General features: G+C 53.9%; 19 protein-coding genes and 2 pseudogenes. All 21 read right to left on the reverse strand.

Going from position 1 to position 23,749, the window contains the following annotated elements; all coding sequences use genetic code 11:
- Positions 1-136: 136 nt before the first annotated feature.
- The gene (locus B1A75_RS08885) at positions 137-1,162 is read right to left on the reverse strand and encodes a C40 family peptidase (protein ID WP_074044081.1); all 1,026 of its coding nucleotides are present in this window, start codon (positions 1,160-1,162) and stop codon (positions 137-139) included.
- Between the two features lie 204 nt (positions 1,163-1,366).
- Positions 1,367-3,259 (reverse strand): DNA mismatch repair endonuclease MutL, encoded by a 1,893-nt coding sequence (gene mutL / locus B1A75_RS08890; RefSeq protein ID WP_074044082.1) that lies wholly within the window; start codon positions 3,257-3,259, stop codon positions 1,367-1,369.
- Between the two features lie 14 nt (positions 3,260-3,273).
- Positions 3,274-5,985, reverse strand: a complete 2,712-nt coding sequence (mutS, locus tag B1A75_RS08895) for a DNA mismatch repair protein MutS (RefSeq protein WP_074044083.1) — start codon at positions 5,983-5,985, stop codon at positions 3,274-3,276.
- Positions 5,986-6,081: 96 nt separating this feature from the next.
- On the reverse strand, positions 6,082-6,630 hold the full coding sequence (locus B1A75_RS08900; RefSeq protein WP_015374452.1) for an outer spore coat protein CotE: 549 nt from the start codon (positions 6,628-6,630) through the stop codon (positions 6,082-6,084).
- Between the two features lie 431 nt (positions 6,631-7,061).
- Positions 7,062-7,493: a YlbF/YmcA family competence regulator gene (locus B1A75_RS08910; protein WP_074044085.1), complete on the reverse strand. Its 432-nt coding sequence runs from the start codon at positions 7,491-7,493 to the stop codon at positions 7,062-7,064.
- On the reverse strand, positions 7,471-9,066 hold the full coding sequence (miaB, locus tag B1A75_RS08915) for a tRNA (N6-isopentenyl adenosine(37)-C2)-methylthiotransferase MiaB (protein WP_074044086.1): 1,596 nt from the start codon (positions 9,064-9,066) through the stop codon (positions 7,471-7,473). The genes B1A75_RS08910 and miaB overlap by 23 nt, the downstream gene beginning before the upstream one ends.
- 228 nt (positions 9,067-9,294) lie before the next feature.
- Positions 9,295-10,161 carry a 2-oxoacid:ferredoxin oxidoreductase subunit beta gene (locus B1A75_RS08920; RefSeq protein ID WP_011230801.1) on the reverse strand — a complete coding sequence of 289 codons (867 nt, stop codon included), beginning with the start codon at positions 10,159-10,161 and terminating at the stop codon, positions 9,295-9,297.
- Complete coding sequence (locus tag B1A75_RS08925) at positions 10,128-11,900, reverse strand: 2-oxoacid:acceptor oxidoreductase subunit alpha (RefSeq protein WP_074044087.1); 1,773 nt, start codon at positions 11,898-11,900, stop codon at positions 10,128-10,130. Before B1A75_RS08925 ends, B1A75_RS08920 begins: the two co-directional genes overlap by 34 nt.
- A gap of 155 nt (positions 11,901-12,055) precedes the next feature.
- Positions 12,056-12,979 (reverse strand): dipeptidase, encoded by a 924-nt coding sequence (locus B1A75_RS08930; protein WP_074044088.1) that lies wholly within the window; start codon positions 12,977-12,979, stop codon positions 12,056-12,058.
- A 93-nt stretch (positions 12,980-13,072) separates the two neighbouring features.
- Positions 13,073-13,333 carry a stage V sporulation protein SpoVS gene (gene spoVS / locus B1A75_RS08935; RefSeq protein WP_003251598.1) on the reverse strand — a complete coding sequence of 87 codons (261 nt, stop codon included), beginning with the start codon at positions 13,331-13,333 and terminating at the stop codon, positions 13,073-13,075.
- A 129-nt stretch (positions 13,334-13,462) separates the two neighbouring features.
- Positions 13,463-14,257: a TIGR00282 family metallophosphoesterase gene (locus B1A75_RS08940; RefSeq protein ID WP_074044089.1), complete on the reverse strand. Its 795-nt coding sequence runs from the start codon at positions 14,255-14,257 to the stop codon at positions 13,463-13,465.
- A gap of 101 nt (positions 14,258-14,358) precedes the next feature.
- Positions 14,359-15,915, reverse strand: a complete 1,557-nt coding sequence (gene rny / locus B1A75_RS08945) for a ribonuclease Y (protein WP_011230797.1) — start codon at positions 15,913-15,915, stop codon at positions 14,359-14,361.
- 373 nt (positions 15,916-16,288) lie between these two features.
- Positions 16,289-16,963: pseudogene (recA, locus tag B1A75_RS08950) on the reverse strand (recombinase RecA); the annotation flags it as partial.
- Positions 16,964-17,478: 515 nt separating this feature from the next.
- A complete protein-coding gene (locus B1A75_RS19865; protein WP_161496654.1) occupies positions 17,479-17,649 on the reverse strand; it encodes a hypothetical protein in 171 nt (56 codons plus the stop codon).
- Between the two features lie 713 nt (positions 17,650-18,362).
- Positions 18,363-18,731 (reverse strand): annotated as a pseudogene (locus tag B1A75_RS08960) (ATPase domain-containing protein); the annotation flags it as partial.
- A 178-nt stretch (positions 18,732-18,909) separates the two neighbouring features.
- A complete protein-coding gene (locus B1A75_RS08965; protein WP_074044091.1) occupies positions 18,910-20,154 on the reverse strand; it encodes a competence/damage-inducible protein A in 1,245 nt (414 codons plus the stop codon).
- Between the two features lie 26 nt (positions 20,155-20,180).
- Complete coding sequence (gene pgsA, locus B1A75_RS08970; RefSeq protein WP_069304597.1) at positions 20,181-20,759, reverse strand: CDP-diacylglycerol--glycerol-3-phosphate 3-phosphatidyltransferase; 579 nt, start codon at positions 20,757-20,759, stop codon at positions 20,181-20,183.
- An 81-nt stretch (positions 20,760-20,840) separates the two neighbouring features.
- Positions 20,841-21,731, reverse strand: coding sequence for a helix-turn-helix domain-containing protein (locus tag B1A75_RS08975; RefSeq protein WP_074044092.1), 891 nt, complete (start codon positions 21,729-21,731; stop codon positions 20,841-20,843).
- Positions 21,732-21,758: 27 nt separating this feature from the next.
- Complete coding sequence (locus tag B1A75_RS08980) at positions 21,759-22,550, reverse strand: DUF3388 domain-containing protein (protein ID WP_074044093.1); 792 nt, start codon at positions 22,548-22,550, stop codon at positions 21,759-21,761.
- 131 nt (positions 22,551-22,681) lie between these two features.
- Positions 22,682-22,930, reverse strand: coding sequence for a DUF3243 domain-containing protein (locus tag B1A75_RS08985; protein WP_074044094.1), 249 nt, complete (start codon positions 22,928-22,930; stop codon positions 22,682-22,684).
- Positions 22,931-22,992: 62 nt separating this feature from the next.
- Positions 22,993-23,709, reverse strand: coding sequence for an elongation factor P 5-aminopentanone reductase (ymfI, locus tag B1A75_RS08990; RefSeq protein WP_074044095.1), 717 nt, complete (start codon positions 23,707-23,709; stop codon positions 22,993-22,995).
- Positions 23,710-23,749 lie beyond the last annotated feature (40 nt).

Raw genomic sequence — 23,749 nt, forward strand, 5'->3', positions numbered from 1 at the left:
TCAAAACCGCTAACACGTTTTCCGCGGCATCATCCTGCATCTTTTTTGGATTCGGCTTTCACTCTCACGAACAACAAAAAAGCTGTTCACCGAAGCGCCTAAGGCTTCGCGAACAGCTGTGTTGATCGTCTTTCATTTAGTTGATGACCCGAACCGCTTTCACATACCGCGTTTTCCAATACGATGAAGTGAGCGACGAATACGCAACGCCCAACGAAACGGTCGCGTTGATCATTTGCCCGTTGCCAGCGTAAATGCCGACATGGTTGATCGTCCCGTTTGAATCGGTGTCAAAAAAGACGAGATCGCCTTTTTGCAACTGGCCAAACGACACCGTTCTTCCCACTTGCGCCTGAGCGGTGGATGTGCGCGGCAACGAAATGCCGGCTTCGCTGAAGACGCGCATCGTAAACGATGAGCAGTCAAACACATCGGTGCGCGACGGGCTTGCTCCGTACAAATAACGCGCCCCTAAATATTTTTCCGCAATATCGATGATTCGGTCGGCAAGCGATGCGGACGTTTCGGCGACGGCCGAGTTGACGGCCGAGACTTGTTGATCGGCCTTTTGGATGCCAACCGCTCCACCCGCCACTTTAATGGCTTGACCGACGCGAATCATGTTCGGGTTTGTAATTTGCGGATTCAGCACCAATAGACGGTCGACCGTCGTCTGAAACTTGTTCGCAATTCCCAAAAGCGTATCCCCCGCCTGCACGATGTACCGGCCGCTTGTCAGCACGGCTGTCGGCTGCACATTGTATGTATTGGAACGTTCCTGTCCCCCTGCTACTTGCAACTTCTGCCCCGCGCGAATGAAGTCTAGGTTCGTAATGCTTGGATTGAGCTTGAGCAGCGCATCCACAGTCGTGCCAAACTTGCGGGCGATTCCGCTTAACGTATCACCAGGCTCGACCGTATATGTATTCGAAGAAGTTTCGTTCGATTCATTTGGCTCATTGACGCGCAATACTTGTCCGGGAAAAATCAAATCCGAAGACAAATCGTTTTCTTGCTTTAACGCTGCGACCGTCATGCCGGATTGCCGAGCAATCTTCCAAAGCGTATCGCCTTTTTGCACCGTATAGCTCGCCGCCGATGCCGCGTGGCCGGCCAACAAGGAACCGATCAACGTGCTTGTCAATACCACTGTTTTTTTCATGCTGCATCCCCCTATGACGTCGATGTATCCATCTTTATGTATCCATGTTTATACAAAATTCGCTATCACTCTACAAAATTCACCATGTATGCCTGCACATGAGCCATTATAGTAAAATCAAAACAATCCGTCTGTAACAGAAAGAATAAAAGTCGATTACAAAATGATTACAAAACCCCCTTTGTCACACAAAGGGGGCGCAGGCTACATCACCCGTTTAAATAGTTTTTCAATTTCATATGTCGAAAAATGAACGATGATCGGCCGGCCGTGCGGACAAGTAAATGGGTCCGTCGTCTGCCGCAGCGCCTCAAGCAAAGCGAACAGTTCATCCTGGCGCAAATGTTGGTTTGCTTTAATGGCGCGCTTGCAACTCATTAAGATAGCCGCTTGTTCGCGCAATTGCTTGATGTCGACCGTTTTCGCCGCCAGCACTTGTTCGATCATTTCCTCGATGATTTCCTTTTCTCTCCCTTTCGGAAACCACGTCGGATGGGAGCGAACGAGAAACGCCCGCGGCCCAAACGGTTCAAGAAACACGCCGCAGCGCGCCAGCTCATCACGGCAAGCGGCGATCCGCTCGTACTCGTCGGCTGGATATTCAAACATCAACGGAACGAGCAGCTCCTGCACTTCCTTCGTGACTTCGCCGAGTTTTTCCCGGAAATATTCATAGTTGATCCGCTCTTGAGCCGCATGCTGATCGATCATATACAGCCCATGTTCGTTCTCCGCCAAAATGTACGTCCCATGCAATTGTCCGATCGGATAAAGCGGCGGCAGGCGATCGGCCGCCGGTTTATCCGCCGCTTGCCCATCTATCGGCAAGCGGAGGGCACGCCGTTCTTCTCCCACCTCTTCCTCCTGCTTTCGCTCGGAAGCGGACCCATGTTCGTCCGGTATTCCACATTCATCCGTTTGCACAGCCGCGGATGGCCGCTCAGCCGGTGCGTCACCGGTTAGCGGCGCAAGAGGGGCGGTCGCATCTTCCCCGCCGCCGATGCCGCTGAATAAGACAGACGGCTCTCGGACGCGATGAGTGAACGTCCAAGCCGCCTGCTCCGCCTTTGGTCTTGCCATCTTGCTGTCGGCAGATACGGACGGAATGATCGTCCGCTCGCGAAACGCCCGGCGGATCGCGTCCGTCACGAGCTCATTCAGCTCAACTTCTTTGCTGAAGCGGACTTCGAGCTTCGCCGGATGGACGTTGACATCGACAAGCACCGGATCCATTTCAATGGATAAAAACACAATCGGATAGCGGCCGATCGGCAAGAGCGTATGGTAGCCGGCTTCAATCGCTTTCATGAGCGGCACGCTGCGCACATAGCGGCCGTTGACAACAAGCGAGATGTAGTTGCGCGAGGCGCGCGTCACGTCCGGCGGCGAAATGTAGCCGCGAACGGTAAAATCGAGCGATTCCGCTTCGATGGGGATCATTTGTCTCGCCGTCTCGGCGCCGTAAATAGCGGCGAGCACGTGCCGGACATCGCCGCTGCCATTGGTGGCAAGCAATGTTTTGCCCTGGTGGCGAAGGCGAAACGATACGTCCGGATGGGCGAGCGCAAGCCGGTTGACGACGTCGGCCGCATGGCCGAGCTCGGTGTGAATCGTTTTCATATATTTCAAGCGCGCTGGGGTGTTGAAAAACAAGTTCGATACGGTAATATCCGTCCCTTTGCGCCCCGCCGCCCGCTCTCGGGAGATGAGTGCGCCGCCTCGAAGCACAAGCTTCGTTCCCGGTCCGCTGCCCGTGCCGGTGACCAGCTCCACTTCGGATACGGAAGCGATGCTCGGCAGCGCCTCACCGCGAAACCCGAGCGTGCGGATGTGGAACAAATCGTGCTCGTCATGAATTTTGCTTGTCGCATGGCGTTCAAAAGCGAGCAAGCAGTCGTCTTCCTCCATGCCATCGCCGTTGTCGATGACGCGGATTTTCGCCATTCCCGCCTCTTCAAGCTCGATGTTGATGACCGTACTATGGGCATCAATGGCGTTTTCCACCAACTCCTTGACGACCGAAGCCGGCCGCTCAACGACCTCGCCGGCGGCGATTTTGTTTGCCAGCAGGTCATCGAGCTTGCGGATGCGTCCCATCGGGCCTCCCTCCTTTACTTGAGGAGCTTTTGCAGTTCATACAGTTTGTTGAGCGCCTCAAGCGGCGTCATCTCGAGCAAATTGACCTCTTTCAGCGCCGCGAGCGCCTTTTTCTCTTTGCTTGAAAGAGGCGGCTCCACAGGCGCTGGGGCAAGGTCAGGAAACATGCTCAGCTGCTCAAACGCCGCTTCCGCCAAAACGCCCTCCCGCGCCGCGCCGGCTGACGGACGGGAGGCCTTCTCGCGCTCAACCGCGCGGCCAACGTCTAACGCTTCGTTCCCCTGAAAAGCCAAAACCGCTTCCGACAAAGCGCCATCGCCCATCCTGCCTGCGGCGGCTTCCTGTTTTCCCGCCGCTTTCTCCAGTTCCGCTAAAATGGCCCGCGCACGTTCAATGAGCGAAGCCGGCAGCCCGGCCAGCTCGGCGACGTGAATGCCGTAGCTACGGTCAGCCGGCCCGTCGGCGATTTGATGCAAAAAGACGACTTTGCCGTTTTCCTCGATGGCGCGGGCATGGACGTTCGAAAGCCGAGGAAGTGAACGCTCCAAGGCGGTGAGTTCATGATAGTGGGTGCTAAACAGCGTTTTCGCGCCGATATGATCGTGAATGTACTCAATGATCGCCTGGGCAAGCGCCATACCGTCATACGTCGATGTGCCGCGCCCGATTTCATCAAACAAAATGAGGCTGTTTTGCGTCGCATGGGCGATGGCGTGGCGCGCCTCCAACATTTCGACCATAAACGTGCTTTGCCCTGCCGACAGGTCGTCAGCAGCGCCGATGCGGGTGAACACTTGGTCAAAAATGGGCAGCACCGCCCGCTCGGCGGGAACGAAACAGCCGATTTGCGCCATGACGGCGGTGAGCGCCACTTGCCGCATGTACGTGCTTTTTCCAGCCATGTTCGGTCCAGTGATGAGCAGCATTTCCCGCTCACGGTTCATGTAGCAGTCATTCGGCACGTACATTTGCGCGCCGAGCACTTTTTCGACAACCGGGTGGCGGCCGCCTTGAATCACCAAGACGCGCTCCGTGGAAAACTGCGGACGCACGTAGCGATGCTCGTCGCTGATCGTTGCGAATGATTGAAGCACGTCAAGCTCGGCAATGGCTTTCGCCAACGTCTGCAGGCGCGGGATGTATTGCTTCACCTGCTCGCGAATGGCGACAAACAGTTCATATTCGAGTTCGATGCTTTTTTCTTCCGCCTCCAAAATGAGCGCCTCTTTTTCCTTCAACTCCGGGGTGATAAAGCGCTCGGCGTTGGCGAGCGTCTGCTTCCGCTCGTAACGTCCTTCCGGAACAAGGGGGAGATTGGGCTTTGTCACTTCAATATAGTAGCCAAACACTCGGTTGTAGCCGACTTTGAGCGATTTGATGCCGGTCGCTTCCCGCTCCTTCGCCTCAAGTTCAGCGATCCACGCTTTGCCGTTGCGGCTCGCGTCGCGGTAGCGGTCGAGCTGCTTGTCATACCCGTCTTTGATGAGGTTCCCTTCTTTGACGGAAAGCGGCGGCTGTTCTTGAATCGAGCGCTCGAGCAAATCGACGAGCTCTTCGCACGGGTCAAGGCGCTCGCACAGCTTGTCCGCTTCAGCGAGCGGCAGCGCGCCGACCGTCTGGCGGAGCGCCGGCACTTGAAGAAGCGACTTTTTCAGCTGCACGAGATCGCGGGCGTTGGCGTTGCCGTAGGAGACACGGCCGACAAGGCGCTCAATGTCGTAAACGCCGCGCAGCCTGTCGCGCAGCTCCTGCCGTTCAAAATAGCTCGTTTTCAACGTTTCCACAAAATCGAGGCGCCGTTCGATTTCGCGCCGGTCAATGAGCGGCCGGTCCAGCCATTGTTTTAAGAGCCGCCCACCCATCGCTGTCACCGTTTCATCCAAAAGCCATAACAGCGAGCCTTTCCTTCCTTTTGACCGCACCGTTTCGACCAATTCCAAATGCAGCTTGGAATGTCGGTCCATTTTCATATAGTGGTCAACTTGATACAACTCAGCCGGCTGCAAATGATCGAGCCGCCGCTTTTGCGTGCGGACGAGGTAATGAAGCAAGCGGGCGACGGCCGTCCGCAGCTTTTCTTGCGCCACATGGCCGATGACGCCGTTCCATTCGTCGCATAGCGATATGTCGTCCTCATAAGAGACTGCCGCCCCGTACCGCTCTTTCAGCTCGCGCACCCACTCTTCGGCGCTGTCTGTGGCAACGATGATCTCCCGCGCTCCAACGGCGTGCAGCTCGTTCGCCGCTTCCTCCCACGAAGAAAGAAGCGTCAACCGGACCTCGCCGGTCGACAAATCGGCGTAAGCCAATCCGTATGTACCATCAGCAAACGGCGTGAGCGCCGCCAAGTAGTGGTTTTCCTTCTCGGTGAGCCCTTTGCCTTCCATGAGCGTCCCTGGGGTGATGAGTTGCACAACTTCGCGGCGAACGACGCCTTTGGCCGTTTTCGGATCTTCGACTTGTTCGCAGATGGCGACTTTATATCCCTTTTCGATTAACTGTTCAATATATCCTTGCGCCGAATGGTACGGCACCCCGCACATCGGCACCCGTTCATCGCCGCCGCCATCGCGGCTTGTCAGCGTAATTTCCAGCTCTTGCGCCGCCTTGATGGCGTCGTCAAAAAACAGTTCGTAAAAATCGCCAAGCCGGAAAAATAAAAACGCGTCCGGATATTGCGCTTTAATGTGCAAATATTGCTGGATCATCGGTGTGTACGATGGCATCGCTTCTCCCCAACCTTTTCGGCCCGAAGGCTCGTTGATTGCGCTACTATTATAACAAGCGGCAAAAGAAAAAACTAGGAAAGAAATTTCCTAGTTTTATTCTTCTTCGCCAAGCAGCAAATCTGGGCTTAAATCTTCTAATTCTTCATCAAGGTCATCCTCGTCGCAAAAATCGTCGTCCTTGCCGCAGCCTTCCGGATTGATGGCAACGCACACCTTCGTTTCGCCGATCACTTCGGCGACAAACTCCCGCTCAACATCGACAACGATTTTATTGCCGTTTGGCGAAATCGTGCACTCGAGGCAGTTCGGCTGCTGGATGACGCGGACGATGACATCGGTGTCATCGCTGATTAAATGATCTTTGTCGCGATATTTTAATTTGACGACGTCCGTATACGACACCGTTTCGGTGACGACTTCGGTTTTTGTATTGTGGTTGTACGAATACCAGACGTTGATGTCATAATGGCCGTGAATTTCGACCGTTTTATCGCATTTTTTCGCTTCATAGCGGTGGTTGATGATCCAGCAGCCGAGAATGCTTGACGGGCGGTTCGGCGCCGTCACCGTATGGGTCGATTGTGTAAACTTGCGGCCTTTGCCGACAACGGCTTTCGTAATAATTTCTCTGTATTCAGACATCGAACGAAACCCTCCTCAAATGAATCTTCATTTCATCCTATGCGCCATCTCCGCTAATGTGCACAGCAAATGAATCATTATTCCGTATAGTTCATTGTATGCACGCGTTCCGTTCAATGTGCCTGCTTTTTCAACGCCGTCCGTTCCCGAGGCCGCCCCGTTAAACGCTAGATGACGCTTGCCCGAAAACGCAAGCGAATGATCGGCGCTCATTGTCTTTTCGTTGCCGCCGCAAAGCCGCGCATTTTTTGAAGGCTGGTGATTTTATAGAGAATGCGGCTTCACAAAGAAAATTGCCGATCGAAACGGCAAAAACCGTTGTTCTCTATAGGCGGGAATGGCCGTTTTCGAGAGAAACCCGCCGTTGTCCGCCATTCTTCATAAAAAAAGCGCCCGTGAAGGACGCTTTCTCGTTCGTTCATCGCATGCCGTCAATGGCAGCCGCCGTGTTTGTTGTAGCGAAGCGCGGCGCCGGTTTCGCCGCGCAGCACGTCGCCGCCCGTCGAAGCGAGAATTTCATCGGTCACCGTATTCGAAATGGTCGAGGCGACGAGCTGAAGCAGGTCGTTCACATCAGCTTGGGACTGCTGGAATTCGCTGACGATCGGGATTTGCGACAACTCTTCGTAAATGGCGTCAATTTTGGCCTCAACCCGTTTCAGCGCTTCATGTTTTCCGTAATGCTGGAGGTTGACCGCTTGCTTTTGCAGCGATTTCAGCTCGTTGATCAACGTGCGCACTTTTTCGTTTTGGTGGATTTTTTCTTCCGCTCGTTTGAAAAAGTCGACTTCTTCCGTTTCGGCGATCATTTTCGCCAGCTGCTTCGCCTGGGCCAAGATATCATCCCGCGTATATTTTGCCATGTTCGTTCACCTCGATCGCTTCATTGACTAGCTCGCCCGTCAGCGTCCACGTTTTCGCCTGCGTAATGCGCACGTTGACCAATTGGCCAATGAGCGATTTTGGGCCGACAAAGTGGACGAGCTTGTTTTTGCGCGTATAGCCCGCCAATACATCCGGATTGGTCTTGCTTTCGCCTTCCACGAGCACTTCGACGACTTGCCCTTCGTATTGCTTCATTTTCTTGGCCGCGATTTCTTGAACAAGGTCGTTGAGCCGCTTGAGCCGCTCTTTTTTCACTTCCATCGGCACGTTGTCATTCATTTTCGCCGCCGGCGTGCCTTCGCGCGGCGAGTAAATGAACGTGTACGCCGAATCGAATTCGACTTCGCGGTAGAGCGACAGCGTTTCTTCAAACTGCTCATCCGTTTCGTTCGGGAACCCGACGATGATGTCGGTCGTCAAGGCCACGTCCGGGATGGCCGCTTTGATTTTGCGGACGAGCTCTAAATATTCCTCACGCGTATATTTGCGGCCCATCATTTTCAAAATTTCCGTGCTGCCTGATTGCACCGGCAAATGGATATGCTCAACCAAGTTGCCGCGTTTGGCGAGCACTTCGATAAGCCGGTCGTCAAAGTCGCGCGGATGGCTCGTTGTGAAGCGGATGCGCGCAATGTCAATTTTGCGCAGCTCATCCATTAAATCGCCAAGGCCGTACTGGATGTCGGTGAAATCTTTTCCGTAAGCGTTGACGTTTTGCCCAAGGAGCGTAATTTCTTTATAGCCTTGGGCGGCGAGCTGGCGCACTTCTTGGATGATGTCTTCCGGACGGCGGCTTCGCTCCTTGCCGCGCGTGTACGGAACGATGCAGTACGTGCAAAACTTGTCGCAGCCGTACATGATGTTGACCCATGCTTTAATCTTCCCTTTGCGCACTTTCGGCAAGTTTTCAACAACGTCGCCCTCTTTCGACCATACTTCGACGACCATTTCTTTCGACATGTACGCCTCATGCAAAATGTACGGCAGGCGATGGATGTTGTGCGTGCCGAAAATGAGGTCGACGTATTGGTATTGTTTTAAAATTTTATTGACAACCGATTCTTCTTGCGACATACAGCCGCACACGCCGAGCAATAAGTCCGGGTTCGTCGTTTTGAGCGGCTTTAAGTAGCCGAGCTCGCCAAACACTTTGTTTTCCGCGTTTTCACGGATCGCACACGTGTTGAGCAAAATGACGTTTGCATCCTCAGGGCGGTCGGTCGGCTCATAGCCGAGCGCCATGAAAATGCCGGCCATCACTTCCGTATCGTGCTCGTTCATTTGACAGCCATACGTGCGGATGTAAAACTTCCGTCCGCGCCCCATGCCGCGAAACTCTTCAGGAATCGCAAAGTCTTTGACGTACTTGACTTCCTCTTTGCCGCGTTTCTTCGCCTCTTTTAAGTTCGGCGGGAGAAACACGCTCGTGAAATATTTCTCATAGTCTTTCGTCGTTTTTTCTTTCAGCCGGTCCAAGGCGGATTTTCTGTCCGCTGGATGGCTTTCGGTTTTGATTTGTCCCGTTTGCTCCAAACGTTGTTTTTCGTTCATAGCAATCTCCTTTCTTCACAAAATCATTCGATCATCCGGGACGAGCGGCCGCCGTTTCCTGTGCAGCCGGCCTCGCCTCGGCAAATTTCTTCCAACCACACACTACCATAGTATATCGCGAGCGGCAAGGAAACACAATGGGGTTTGTTCCGGAGGGCCGGAACATATCATGATAACAAAAAACACCCAATGAAGCAAGCCTCCATCGGGTGCAAGTTGTTTCCACTTTTACATAAACTCTGCTACGAGTTCGGCGAACTTTTCTTTGCTCATTTTCAGCTCCGCCTCGGCAAGCGGCGCCTCGCTGTAGCCCGGCACAAGCTCTTGGTACGACTTTTGTTCTTTGTTTTGATAAATGATCCCGGTGACGAGCCCATCGTATTTCATGACCGTCTGCATCGCCATCTCCCGGTCGGACGGGTCGTATCCTTCGATGTCGCTCACCTTGATGAGCCGCTCTTTGAACCACTCGTACGTATTCACTTTGTTGTACGTCACGCACGGGCTGAAGACGTTGATGAGCGCAAAGCCTTTATGCTTGACGCCTTCTTCAATCAAGCTCGTCAATTCTTTTAAATCGCTTGAGAAGCCTTGCGCGACAAACGTCGCTCCGGCGCTTAACGCGATCTCGAGCGGCGACAAAGCCGGCTCGATCGACCCGTGCGGCGTGCTTTTCGTTTGGAAGCCGGCAGCGCTGCGCGGCGATGTTTGTCCTTTCGTCAGCCCGTAAATTTGGTTGTCCATGACGATGTATGTGATGTCGATGTTGCGGCGAATGGCATGAACCGTGTGCCCCATGCCGATCGCGAATCCGTCGCCATCCCCGCCGGCGGCGATGACCGTCAAATCGCGGTTCGCCATTTTCACTCCTTGCGCCAGCGGCAAAACGCGGCCGTGCGTGCCGTGAAAGCCGTAAGAGTGAATGTAGCCGGAAATGCGGCCCGAGCAGCCGATCCCGGAAATGACCGCGAGCTCGTGCGGCTCCAACCCGAGATTGGCGGCCGCGCGCTGAATGGCGGCCTGCACGGAAAAGTCGCCGCACCCCGGACACCAGTTCGGTTTCACATCATTGCGGAAATCTTTAAAGGTGGCCATTGCGCTAACAACTCCTTGCATTTAGTATAGACGTCGCCCGGCAAAAACGGATTGCCGTCGAATTTCAAGACGCTGGCGATTTTGTCGGCGTGCCCGACGTTCATTTTCAACAAGTTCGCCAGTTGCCCGGTAGCGTTTTGTTCGACGACGACGACTCGTTTCGCTTTTTCGACAAGCGGCCGCACGTCGTCAACCGGGAACGGATGAAGCAGACGGATGTGCGCATGGTTGACTTTGACGCCATCTTGCTCGAGCCGCTCCATCGCTTCTTCAATGGCTCCGCGCGTCGATAAAAAGCCAACAAGGAGCAAATCCGGTTCTTCGTGGCGGAGTTGTTTGTGCACCGGCGTCGGGAAGTGGATGTGCTCGAGTTTGCGCATCCGCTTTTCCATTTGCGCCCGGCGGTTTGCCGCCGTCTCTGACGGGCGGCCTGTTTCGGCATGCTCGACCCCAGTGACATGGTGAATGCCGTATTTTGTTCCCGGCAGCACCCGCGGCGAAACGCCGTCCGGCGTGACTTCATACCGTTTGAAGTTGTCTTTGTCCGGAAGCGGCGGCAACTCACCATTCATCAGCTTGCCGCGGCGGATCTCGATCCGATCGTAATCAAGCGGCTCAACCGTCTGCTTGCCGAGCGACAGCTGCAAATCCGACAAGAAAATGACCGGGCATTGGTATTCCTCGGCTAAGTTGAACGCTTCCGCCATATCGTAAAACGCTTCTTCCACCGTGCTTGGCGCCATGACGATTTTCGGAATCTCCCCGTGCGTGCCGTAGATCATGGCCAGCAAGTCCGACTGTTCTTGCTTCGTCGGCAAGCCAGTGCTTGGGCCACCCCGTTGCGTATCGACGACAACAAGCGGCGTTTCCGTCATCCCGGCCAGTCCAATCGCTTCGGCCATAAGCGACAGCCCCGGTCCGGCGGAAGCGGTGAACGCCCGCACGCCCGCATAGTTGGCGCCGATCGCCATCGTACAAGCCGCAATTTCGTCTTCCGTTTGGATGACCGCGCCCCCAAAATCCGGCAGCTTTTTAATCAAATACTCCATAATCTCCGAAGCTGGGGTGATCGGATAGGCGGCCATAAAGCGCGCCCCGCCGGCAATGGCGCCCAAAGCGATGGCATCGTTGCCAATCATGAACATCCGCCGTTTGCCGTCGGCTTTGGCTAGTTTCATCGTTTTCGTCGAACCATCGAGCTGCTCTTTCATATATTGCGCTCCAGCGCGAATCGCTTCCATGTTTTTCTCAACGACTTGAGCCCCTTTGCGCCCAAATGTATCAACGACAACACTTTCGAACACGGCGGCGTCCAAATCCAGCACCGCACTTGTCGCGCCGATGGCAACCATGTTTTTCATCAGCGGATTGCCAAGCTGTGTGGCGATATCGGTGAACGGAACGGCGTAAAGCGCCACTCCTTTTCCTTCCGGAATCACCGGATTGAATTTGGCGTCCGCAATGACGATGCCGCCGTCACGCAGCTCGTGGAAGTTGAAGTCGATCGTCTCTTGGTCGAACGCCACCAAGATGTCCAAATCATCAGCGACCGCCCGCACCGGTTTCGTGCTGACGCGAATTTTGTTGTTCGTATGACCCCCTTTGATGCGTGAAGAAAAATGGCGGTATCCATATAAGTAATATCCGAGGCGGTTCAGCGCTGTGGAGAAAATTTCCCCTGTACTTTCAATTCCTTCCCCTTGCTGGCCGCCTACCTTCCATGACAGCTGTTCGATCATGCATTACACCCCTTTATATTCACTCCAGCCTTTCGCTACTATTGTACCACTTTTCTGACAAGGAAACTACCATTTTGGACGCCTTTTTCGGGCGGCACCGCCGATGCCCTGTCTTCTATTCTAGGATACGCAGAGCCGATACTCAGTGATATTCGTCACTCCGGCAAATGGGCGTAGAAGTTGCCGAATAAAAAGCGGGATACTTGCTCGGCGGAGTAATGCTTGTACAACTCGTTGACAAGCCGTGCATATTCCCTTACCGTTCCAAGGCCCGCGACCGTCTCCGTTATGCCATCGAAGTCGGAGCCGAACCCGACGTTGTTTTCCCCTCCGAGCGCGCATATATGGTCGAGATGGCGAAGCACATCGGCGATCACCGCCTCGTTTTTTTTCGCCGTCAAAAAATACGGAACGAAATTAATGCCAATTATGCCGTCTTTTTCGATCAATGCTTTAATTTGCTCGTCGGTTAAGTTGCGTGGATGTGGGCATAGACGATGCACGTTGGAATGGGAAGCGATAGGGAACCGAGCCATCTCGATGACATCCCAGAACGCTTTCTCCGATAAGTGGGACACATCGACCCATCGTTTTGCTTCATTAAGAAGCTCAACGACTCGCCGGCCAAACGCCGTCAGTCCGGCGCCGCGCTTCTCCCACGCCCCGTCGGCGACAGCGTTCGGGAAGTTCCATGTCAACCCTACGGAAGCGACGCCGAGGCGGAGGAGCGTCTTTAGCTTGACAAGGTTGGCGCCGATGGCGTCGCACCCTTCCAGCGTCAACATGGCGCCGACTTCCTCTTCTTGAAGGGCGGCGATATCCCGTCTCGTCCGCACGAACTTCACAGACGGAAACGCATCGACAATGCGGGCAAAGAAGATGTCCGCCATCTCCAGCGCAACAGTGAACCGAGCTTCCTCCGGCACCGTTTCCGGTATGTAGATGGCAAAGCATTGCACTTTTACCCCTGCTTTCGCCATTCCCGAAAGGGTGACGTGAAGCGAAGCTCCGTCGTAAAACGACAGAGACCGATCTTGCCATAACTTCATCAACACATCGCAATGTGCATCGAAAATCATTCCGTTTCCCCCTTTGAAAAAGCAAAAATAACCTGCCTGCCTTCGCAGCCGAAGGCGCCAACAGGTTATAGTCACCATTGTCTGATCATCCAGTTAACGAGGTTCGACAATCAATTTGATCGCTGTCCGCTCTTCCCCGTCGATGATAATATCCGTAAACGCCGGAATGCAAATCAAGTCCATGCCGCTCGGTGCCACAAACCCTCGTGCGATCGCTACTGCTTTAACGGCTTGGTTCAATGCACCTGCGCCGATCGCTTGAATTTCCGCTGCGCCGCGCTCGCGCAGCACCCCGGCAAGTGCACCAGCTACAGAGTTCGGATTCGATTTTGCTGAAACTTTTAATATTTCCATTCCTAGCTCCTCCCTCGTTTCCTCGGAAAATGATTTCGGTAAAAGGTCTTCATTAGTAACTATATTCACTATTTCGACAACTATTCCTGCATGGGAGGATCACATTTTAAAAAATTTTTAAAAGATGGACTATTCAAAATAAGGGTGGTCGTCGTTAATCATCAACCGTTCAATGCGGAACGCCCGTCCGCTTTTTTCGTCTACATCAACAAAGACGGCGTTCAATTGGCTTCTTCCTTCCTTGACGCCGAAACGAACCGGCAGCCCGGTTAGAAATTTGCGCAGCACCGCCTCTCGATCGACGCCTAAAATGCCGTCGTATGGACCGGTCATGCCAACGTCGGTAATGTACGCCGTCCCTCTTGGCAAAATGCGGTTATCAGCCGTCTGAACGTGTGTATGCGTGCCGATGACCGCGGATACGCGGCCATCTAAGTACCAGCCCATCGCCTGTTTTTCGCTCGTCGCCTCGGCATGGAAATCGACGATGATGACCGGCGTGCGCGCGGAGGCGGCGGCGATCAATTCGTCTGCTGTTTGAAATGGGCAGTCAATCGCCGGCAAAAACGCCCGCCCTTGCAAATTGATGACCGCCGCTTCGCCATGCTCGGTCGGCACAAAGACGATGCCTTTTCCCGGCGTGCCGGGCGGATAGTTGGCCGGGCGGATCAGCGCCTTCGCTTGGTCGATAAACTCAAAAATATCGCGTTTGTCCCATGCGTGGTTGCCCAACGTGATCACATGAGCCCCCAAAGCGAGAAGCGCCCGGTAAATCGGTTCGGTGATTCCTTTCCCGCCGGCGGCGTTTTCGCCGTTGATCACAACGACGTCCGGCCGATGTTTTTCCTTCAACTTTGGCAAATAGTGCTCCACCATTTTTTGCCCCGGCGAACCGACGACGTCGCCGATAAATAAAATTCTCATCCTTGATCCCTTTCTAAACGAAAAATATCGCCTTGCGCCCATCTCCGCATCGTTATACCCTCCTATTTTACGCACAAAAAAAGAAAGTGGCAATAGCCACTTTATTTCGCGTATTCGACCGCCCGCGTTTCGCGGATGACCGTCACTTTAATATGGCCCGGGTAATCGAGCTCTTCTTCGATCCGTTTGCGGATGTCACGCGCCAGCCGGTGCGCTTCCAAATCGTCGATCATATCTGGTTTGACCATAATGCGCACTTCACGCCCGGCTTGAATGGCGTACGATTTTTCGACGCCTTCGTACGATTCGGCGATTTCTTCAAGCTTCTCTAGACGACGGATATAGTTTTCCAGCGTTTCGCTGCGCGCTCCCGGCCGCGCCGCCGACAGCGCATCGGCTGCCGCGACGAGCACAGCGATGACCGACGTCGGTTCCGTATCGCCATGGTGGGAAGCGATGCTGTTGATGACGACCGGATGTTCTTTATACTTCGTCGCCAGCTCAACGCCGATTTCCACATGGCTTCCTTCCACTTCGTGGTCGATCGCTTTGCCAATGTCATGAAGCAAGCCGGCCCGGCGCGCCAGCATTTCGTCCTCCCCAAGCTCGGCCGCCATCAGTCCGGCTAAAAACGCCACTTCCACCGAGTGTTTTAAGACGTTTTGTCCGTAGCTCGTTCGGAACTTGAGCCGCCCTAAAATTTTGATCAAATCCGGATGCAAGCCATGAACACCGACTTCAAACGTCGTCTGTTCGCCGACTTCGCGGATATGCTCATCCACTTCGCGACGCGCCTTTTCGACCATTTCCTCAATGCGCGCTGGATGGATGCGGCCATCTTGCACAAGCTTATCGAGCGCGATGCGCGCCGTCTCGCGGCGAATCGGGTCAAATCCGGACAAAATGACCGCTTCCGGCGTATCGTCGATGATCAAATCGATGCCGGTCAACGTCTCGAGCGTGCGGATGTTCCGCCCTTCGCGCCCGATGATCCGCCCTTTCATTTCGTCGTTTGGCAAATTGACGACGGAAACAGTCGTTTCGGCGACATGGTCGGCGGCGCAACGTTGGATGGCAAGCGACAAAATCGCCTTTGCCCGTTTGTCTGCCTCCTCTTTCGCCCGCGTTTCCGCCTCTTTGATCATCATCGCAATCTCATGCGACAGCTCTTTCTCAACGCGCTCTAAAATGAGCTGGCGGGCATCGTCGCGCGTCAGGCCGGAAATGCGTTCAAGTTCGGCTTGTTGTTGTTTGACGAGCGCTTCCACTTTGCTTTCCATTTGTTCAATATGCTGTTGTCTTTCGTTCAACGCTTCTTCCTTTGCCTCAAGCAACGCCTCACGTTTGTTGAGCGCTTCATCTTTGCGGTCGAGATTTTCCTCCTTTTGCATCAGGCGGTTTTCTTGTTTTTGGAGCTCGCTTCTCCGGTCGCGGATATCACGCTCCGCCTCCGTACGCAGTTTATGAATCTCGTCTTTCGCTTCGAGAAGCGCCTCTTTTTTCAAGGCGTCCGCCTCGCGTTTCGCCTCCTCAATCAGCTGTTCGGCAGCGGCTTTCGCCCCGCCGATTTTCGCTTCGGCAATCGATTTGCGAACAAAAAAGCCAACAACGGCACCAATGACTAAGGCAAGCAAAGCGGAGATGATGATCGAACCCATCGTTTCACCTCCTCTTGCTGTTCGGTTTCCTTTCGCTCTCTCTTCTCACCGCCATGACCGGCGCAGATGGACATTCCCGTTTTCAATCCATTAGCTCAGTCGCTTGGCATAGCAATCGCCCGCGCAGCCTTCCGCACGAAGGCGGTCCGCCGCAACGGGCGGGCATATGGCCCTGCCGCGCGTATGGACAAATATACATGTCCATTGTAAAGGTGGCAATAGGAATTGTCAAGATATTACACCGACGCGCCTAGAGGATGACAACGGAACAAGACCGTTCCGCACGCCGTCCTTTTTAGGCTTACCGCTCTCCTTGGCAGGCCGAACGGATGGAAAAAGGCGCCCCGGCAGCTTGCCAGGACGCCTTGTGCTGTTATTCTTCAAGCAATCCGAACCCGTCTTGCTGCGGTTCGCTCGTTCCCTCTTCGACATCGATGCCGTAATGCTGGCGGATGGCGCGGGCGATTTCATCGGCGATGTGCGGGTTTTCCTTCAAAAATTGCTTTGCGTTTTCCCGCCCTTGGCCAAGCCGCTCGTCTTTATACGAATACCACGAACCGCTTTTTTGCACGATGTCAAGTTCGGACGCCATGTCGATAATTTCCCCTTCGCGGGAAATGCCTTCACCGTACATAATGTCGACGTCAGCCGTTTTAAATGGCGGCGCAACTTTGTTTTTGACGACTTTAATTTTCGTCTTGTTGCCGACCATATCATTGCCTTGCTTGATTTGCTCGGCGCGGCGCACCTCTAAGCGGACGGAAGCGTAAAACTTGAGCGCCCGCCCGCCCGGCGTCGTTTCCGGATTGCCAAACATGACGCCGACTTTTTCGCGAATTTGGTTGATGAAGATGGCGATCGTTTTCGATTTGTTAATGGCGCCAGACAGCTTGCGAAGCGCCTGCGACATAAGCCGCGCTTGCAAGCCGACATGGGCGTCGCCCATCTCCCCTTCAATTTCCGCCTTCGGCACAAGCGCCGCCACCGAGTCGATGACGATAATATCGACCGCGCCGCTTCGCACGAGCGCTTCAGCGATTTCGAGCGATAGTGATAGGTAAGCCTTTGATGCAATCTCTGGCTTTTCCCCCACCCCACACCGTGCATGCGAGTTTCCCCGCACACGGCGTTCCACCGGGACAGCTTCGATAGCCCCCTTTGGGCTATCTCTCCACCATATCACCTCGCGATGACACGGCAGTAGTACCTACAATTCTTCCAGCGAACAGAACTTTTATATTTTCAGCTTGTTTCTATATTCGGTTAGTTTGTTGATCATTTTTCGTTCTGTAAACGGCGGTTCTTGGTTGCTATGGACAAGCTTATGGCATTGGTTGCATAAGCTAATTAGATTAACGGTCTTATTGATTTCGTTTAAAGGTTTACTCGGGTCAATATGATGGCAGTGGAAGTTACCGGGATTTAAGTATATGGCACATATTTTGCATTTTCCTTTATCCCTATGAAATACATTCACCCTATTTAAGAAATATTCAAGGTTATATTTCCCATTATTATGCTCGGATAAAATGTAGATGAATATCGAATCGTGATCGAACAGACTCATTTTTTATTGCTTTTAATATTGCGAATAGCTTCTAAAATGACAACATCATTTTGAAGCAACTCAAGCATCCCGTAAAAATGTTTTCCCTTTTTAGCTTCTTGATAAAGAAGATCCAAGCAGTTTCTCAAGTCCTGTTCGCTTTTTACGACAAGTTTATTTACCTTCATGCTCCTTTCTCCCTTTTTATAATACTGGGTGGAAGTACCATGAATTAGCCTGCTTGCCGTAACATGTAGATACTTTGCCGCCCCGGCTGGTTCCCTTCACTCCAGAGCGTTTTTTCCTCCCCCATCGTTGCCTTTGGGGTTCAAACGGCGCTCCTTCATCATTACTATGGAACCGCTGACTCCCCCTAAGATATCATCGACCAGCCCTGTCTCCTCCTTAGGGGGCCTCTCACGTTCCCTACAGCCTATCCCTTCTTTTGAACGCCCTTAGGTGCCTACTCTACTCGGCAGGACCTCTGATTGGAACGTCCGCTACCCATCAGAGCAGTAACCGAACTAAGCCAGCCGGTTAAAGGAAACACCGCAAACAAGACACGGTGGTTCGTCCTGTATGGTCCCTTTTCAGGGAGCACCGGTAACCGAGCTTCACGCATAGGTTCCTTTCGTCACCATAGGCGTCTTTTAAGGAGCCCCGCACCACTTTCGCCATAGCCACATTTTGCGGCCTTAGGCTACTTGGGTTACGACTTCACCTGGCTTCATACATCCCGGTGAGGGTGCACCGGAATGCATGCAGGAGTCTCAGGCTCGTGGATATAGGACTATCACCACGGGAAGGAATTTCACCTTCCAACTCGGCTGTAGAGTTGTCCCGATGTTCCCATCGGACTCCGCTTTCGTGCCTACGCACTTATACGGAAACGTGACGCACCTTGCTCACCCGTGTCAGGCTGGGAAAGCAGCAATTCATCGATATTGACCCCTAATTTTTGTGCGTAAATCGGATCGAGCGCATGCTCTGCGTCGATGAAAGCTGCTTGCCCGCCCCGCTTTTGCACTTCAGCGATCGCGTGAAGGGCAACGGTCGTTTTCCCGGACGATTCCGGGCCGTAAATTTCCACAATCCGCCCGCGCGGATAGCCGCCGACGCCTAACGCGATGTCGAGCGCCAGCGAACCGCTCGGCACGACCGACACTTTGCGGTCGACTTGCTCGCCGAGCTTCATGATGGCCCCCTTGCCAAACTGTCGTTCAATTTGTTTTAATGCCTGCTCCAATGCAGCTTGACGATCTTGGTTCACTAACCTACTCCTCCTTATTCTAGGACTACTTATACTATACCGCGTTTTGCGGCCATTGCCAAGCAAAAAACGAACGTCCATTCGTTTTTTCAGTGGAGAAACTAGCAACAATCGCCATACTCATGCGGTGGAAAAAAACGATGTGCGGTGGAGAATGTTCAAGGAAGGGGGCGGCCGATCAGCAGTCGGCCGCGAGCATCTCAAGCAGAAAAAAGCAGCCGTATTTGGCGGTGCGGATGCGAATGGCATCACGCGTGCCGGACAACGTCAGACGGTGGACGGTCGCATTGCGCCCGCGGACGGCGATGCCGATATACACGGTGCCGGGGGGGTGGCCCTCAAGCGGATCGGGGCCGGCGACGCCGGTGAAGCTGATGCCGATATCCGCATCGCACATCGCGCGGACGTTTTCAGCAAGCAGGCGAGCGCACGGCTCGCTCACCGCCCCTTCCGCCTCAAGCAGTGGGCGCGGTACGCCAAGCACTTGTTCTTTCACGCCGTTTGTGTAGCAGACGACACCGCCCTGTACGACTTGCGATGCGCCGGGGACGGCGGTGAGCTGTTCGAGGAAAAGGCCGCCGGTCAAGCTTTCGGCCGACGCGATCGTCCATCCTTTTTCTTTTAACCGCTCGAGCGTCTTCATAAACAACGTTTCGTCGTTATATCCGTAGCAGTAGCGGCCGACGCGCGCCAAAATGGCCGCTTCCACTTCGTCAAGAAGCCGCTTCGCCTCCGCTTCATCCTGGTGCTTCGCCGTCAGACGGAGCGTCACTTCACCGTCGCCGGCCAGCGGCGCGATCGTCGGGTTCGACTGGGCGTCGATCAAATCAGCAATCGCCGTCTCGAGCGCTGATTCGCCGATGCCGAAAAAGCGGAGCACGCGCGACTCGATGCGCTCGGAAAGCGAAAACGTGCGGCGCAAAAAGACGCTTCCGTATTTTGTGAACATCGGCCGCATTTCTTTCGGCGGCCCGGGCAGCAGCATGTACGTAATGCCTTCTGCCACAAGCGCCATCCCTGGCGCCATGCCGTGCTCGTTTTTCAGCACCGTCGATCCTTCCAAGACAAGCGCCTGCTTTTTATTGTTTTCCGTCATCGGCCGGTTTGTGCGGGCAAAATACGCCTCAATCGCTCGGAGCGCTTCCTCGTCGATCATGAGCCGGCGGTCAAGCAAACGGGCGATCGTCTCCTTCGTTAAATCGTCTTTCGTCGGGCCGAGGCCGCCGGTGAAAATGATGAGGTTCGCTCTCGTTTGCGCCGTTTTCACCGCCTGCTCGAGGCGGCCGGCGTTGTCGCCGACGACGGTATGGAAATAGACGTTAATGCCAAGCATCGCCAGCTGTTGCGACAAAAACTGGGCGTTCGTATTGGCGATTTGCCCGAGCAACAGCTCGGAGCCAACGGCAATGATCTCCGCGTTCAACGAACCTTCTCCCCCTTTCCGGCCGGCTATTTCGAATGGGAAAACGCATGTCTGTTTTTCGCAAAATAATCCCAGCCGGACCAAATCGTGAAAATGACCGCCACCCACAGCGCCAATTCAGCGAACGGAAACGAAATGAGCGAGAATGGGAAGTTATGTAACAATAAAGCGGAAATGGCGACAATTTGCGTCCATGTCTTGATTTTGCCAAGCATGTTGGCAGCGACGACTTCCCCCTCGCCGGCAAGCACCAACCGCAGACCGGTGACGGCAAACTCGCGGCTGATGATGACAATCACCATCCACGCCGGAACGGCCCCGAGCTCGACAAGCACGATAAGCGCCGCCGACACAAGCAATTTATCGGCAAGCGGATCTAAAAATTTCCCTAAATTCGTCACCAACCCGTATTTGCGGGCATAGTAGCCATCGATCCAGTCGGTCGCTGAGGCGATGATGAAAATGAGCGCGCCGGCAAGATGGGCAACCGGAAGCTCTGTCCCGTCGATTTGGATGCTTCCCCACCCGAACGGAACGAGCATCACGATCAAGAAAAACGGGATGAGCATAATGCGCGCTACCGTAATTTTATTCGGCAAGTTCACCACAAATACCTCCGCTCATTCAACATAGTTCAGTCCGTGCGAAAAGCAGGCGCCTTCCTGGCGGAAAAGCGCCCTGTTCCATCATTTCTTCAAAATGAAATGCAGCTTTTGGTATACTTCCTCTTTCGGTGCGAACGGATAGGCAAACGGCTGGCCGTTCACTTTCATCTCGACATCGAGCGTGCGCCCGATTTTCACCCATACTTCGCTTTCGGCCGACAGATCGAACATTTTCGTCTGCCCGTTTGTCAAGTTGCCGCGGTAAAACGTATGGCCTTTCGTATTGTATACTTCGACCCATGACGTTCCTTTGGATGAAAGCTCGATGGAAAACATGCCGGGGGTGACGACTTCAATCGTCGCCGTGTTGCCGCTTTTTTCCGTTACATTCAACGCCGCAGCTGGTGCGGCCGGTTTTTCTTCTTCAGCGGCCGGAGCCGGTTGCTCAGCTTCTGGTCCTTTCTTTTCTTCCGCTTTCTTCGCTTCCTCTTTTTCTTTCGCCTGCTCAAGCGGCGAATGTTTCGGCTTTTCGACCTCCGCTGTTTTTGGGCTTGTCTTTGTCGGCGGCTCATTTGCGGTGCCGCGCTGGAGCAGCACCCAAACGAGGACAGCCACCCCGATGACGACCACCGCGACAATCACTTTCGGCAGCCAATCGAGCCATTTCGCCCCCTCGGCAGACAGTTGCTGGCGCGTCTTCACGCGCGACAGCGTCTGCGGAATGTCATCTTGATAAGACTGGGGAATGTCCTGTTTATACTGTTCAAACAGCTCATCCGGATCAAGTCCGACCGCTTCGGCATATTGCCGGATGAAGGCACGCACATAAAAATTTCCAGGCATGATGGCATAGTTGCCTTCTTCGATGCCGATCAAATACCGCTTTTGAATTTTCGTCATCTCCTGCAGCTCGTCCAAACTCATATTTTTTTCTTCCCGTGCTTCCCGCAAACGTTTTCCTAGTTCCGTCAACGGCCAACACCTTCCACTTTTTTTAAATTAAAACCCAAATTCGGAAAACCCATCATCGCCCAACAATGACGGGCGGTCAATCGCTTCGTAGGAAATATCTTCGTCCGGTTCATGGCGCAGCTCAATAATATAATCAAAATCATCGAGCGTGTATTCCGTATGGCGAACAAACATGTCCGGATGCTCGACGACTTTCGTCGCCTCAAGGCGCATGAGCTCACGGATGAGCTGCCAGTGCTGCTCATTCCCGCGGCGCGTTGAGACGATGCCGTCGACAATGAAAATGTTGTCCTCGCTATACTCATCTTCCATCAACTGCGTGCGAACCGTCTGTTTAATCAGCGTCGATGAAACAAACAGCCATCGTTTGTTGGCGCACACGCTGGCGGCGACGATCGACTCTGTCTTGCCAACGCGCGGCATCCCGCGGATGCCGATTAGCTTATGCCCTTTTTCTTTAAAAAGTTCCGCCATAAAATCGACAAGCAGTCCAAGTTCATCCCGGACGAAGCGGAACGTTTTTTTGTCATCGGCATCGCGCTGGATGTAGCGGCCGTGGCGGACGGCGAGGCGGTCGAGCAGCTTCGGTTGGCGCAGCTTCGTCACCGTAATGTTGTCCATCGTCCGCAAGATTGTCGCCAGCCGTTCAATTTGCTCATTATTGTCGCACAAAAGCAACATGCCGCGACGCGAATCCCGGACACCGTTGATCGTCACGATGTTAATGGACAACATGCCGAGCAGCGAAGCAACGTCGCCGAGCAACCCCGGGCGGTTGACATGAATTTCATATTCCAAATACCATTCCTGCTTGCCCATCCCGTCTCCTCCCTTGCCGGTGTCCGCACAAGCGCCTTATGCTAAATTCATACTACTATAATTGTAAATGGAAAAGCAACCGAAAAGGAGGAAGAAAAAAGAGAGGGAGCCCCCTCTCTTTTTCCGGGTGATTATTGTTGTTGGACCAGTTTGACCATCATGTTGGCAAGGGCGTGCTGCTCTTTTTCATCCGCAACACTCCAAAGGTCAGCGAGCACCCGTTCTTCCGGGTTTTTCGGATCGACGTGTTTCGCCAAATAGTCTCCGATTTGATAGGCGACGTCTGTGATCACTTGCTGGGTTAGTCCTTGTTGCTGCGCTTGCTGCAAACGTTCCGCCAAAAAGTCTTTCCATTGTTCAAAGTTATCCAATACCGACATGTCAATCCCTCCTTGTTGAATGTTTCAAGGATAGTTTGCCTGCCGAACCGGAAAATATACGTTCAACAATACCAGCCGCCGTTGACGGAAATGACTTGGCCGGTGATATACGAAGCGGCATCAGACAGCAAAAACGCCACCGTTTCCGCCACCTCATCCGGGGTGCCGAGCCGGCCGGCTGGAATTTCGTCAGTGAGCGCTTCTAGCTCCTCGGGACGAAACACCCGCAGCATATCGGTATCAATCGCCCCCGGTGCAACAGCGTTGACGCGAATGCCGCTTGGGGCAAGCTCCTTGGCGAGCGCCTTGGCAAACGCGTTCTGCCCTCCCTTTGTCATCGAATACACCGCCTCGCACGAAGCGCCGCACAATCCCCAAATCGAGGAAATGAACACAATATGACCGCGCTTTCTCGCCACCATTGATGGGATCAGCCGTTTGATGAGCAGCGCCGGGCTTGTCATGTGAAGCCGCACCATCCGCTCGATTAATTCATCGTTCATGTCGGTCAACAACCCATAATAGCTCGCTCCGCTGTTATAAATGATGACGTCCACCGGACGGTTGATTTGCGCAAGCAGCCGATCGACCCCATCCGGCGCCGACAAATCGGCCTCAATCGGCACAATATGCACATCGTTAAGCTCTTCTTTCAGCGCTTCAACAGGCGCCCGTCGCCGATAGTAATGAAGAAAAAGTCCGTATCCCTCCCGAGCGAGCACACGGGCGATGCTTTGTCCGATGCCTCCAGAGGCTCCAGTGATCAAGGCGTAGCGCATGAAACCATCCTCTCTTTTTTGCCTTGACACTCCACACGCC

Origin of the sequence: Geobacillus sp. LEMMY01 (assembly GCF_002042905.1) — a bacterium.
Lineage (GTDB): Bacteria > Bacillota > Bacilli > Bacillales > Anoxybacillaceae > Geobacillus > Geobacillus proteiniphilus.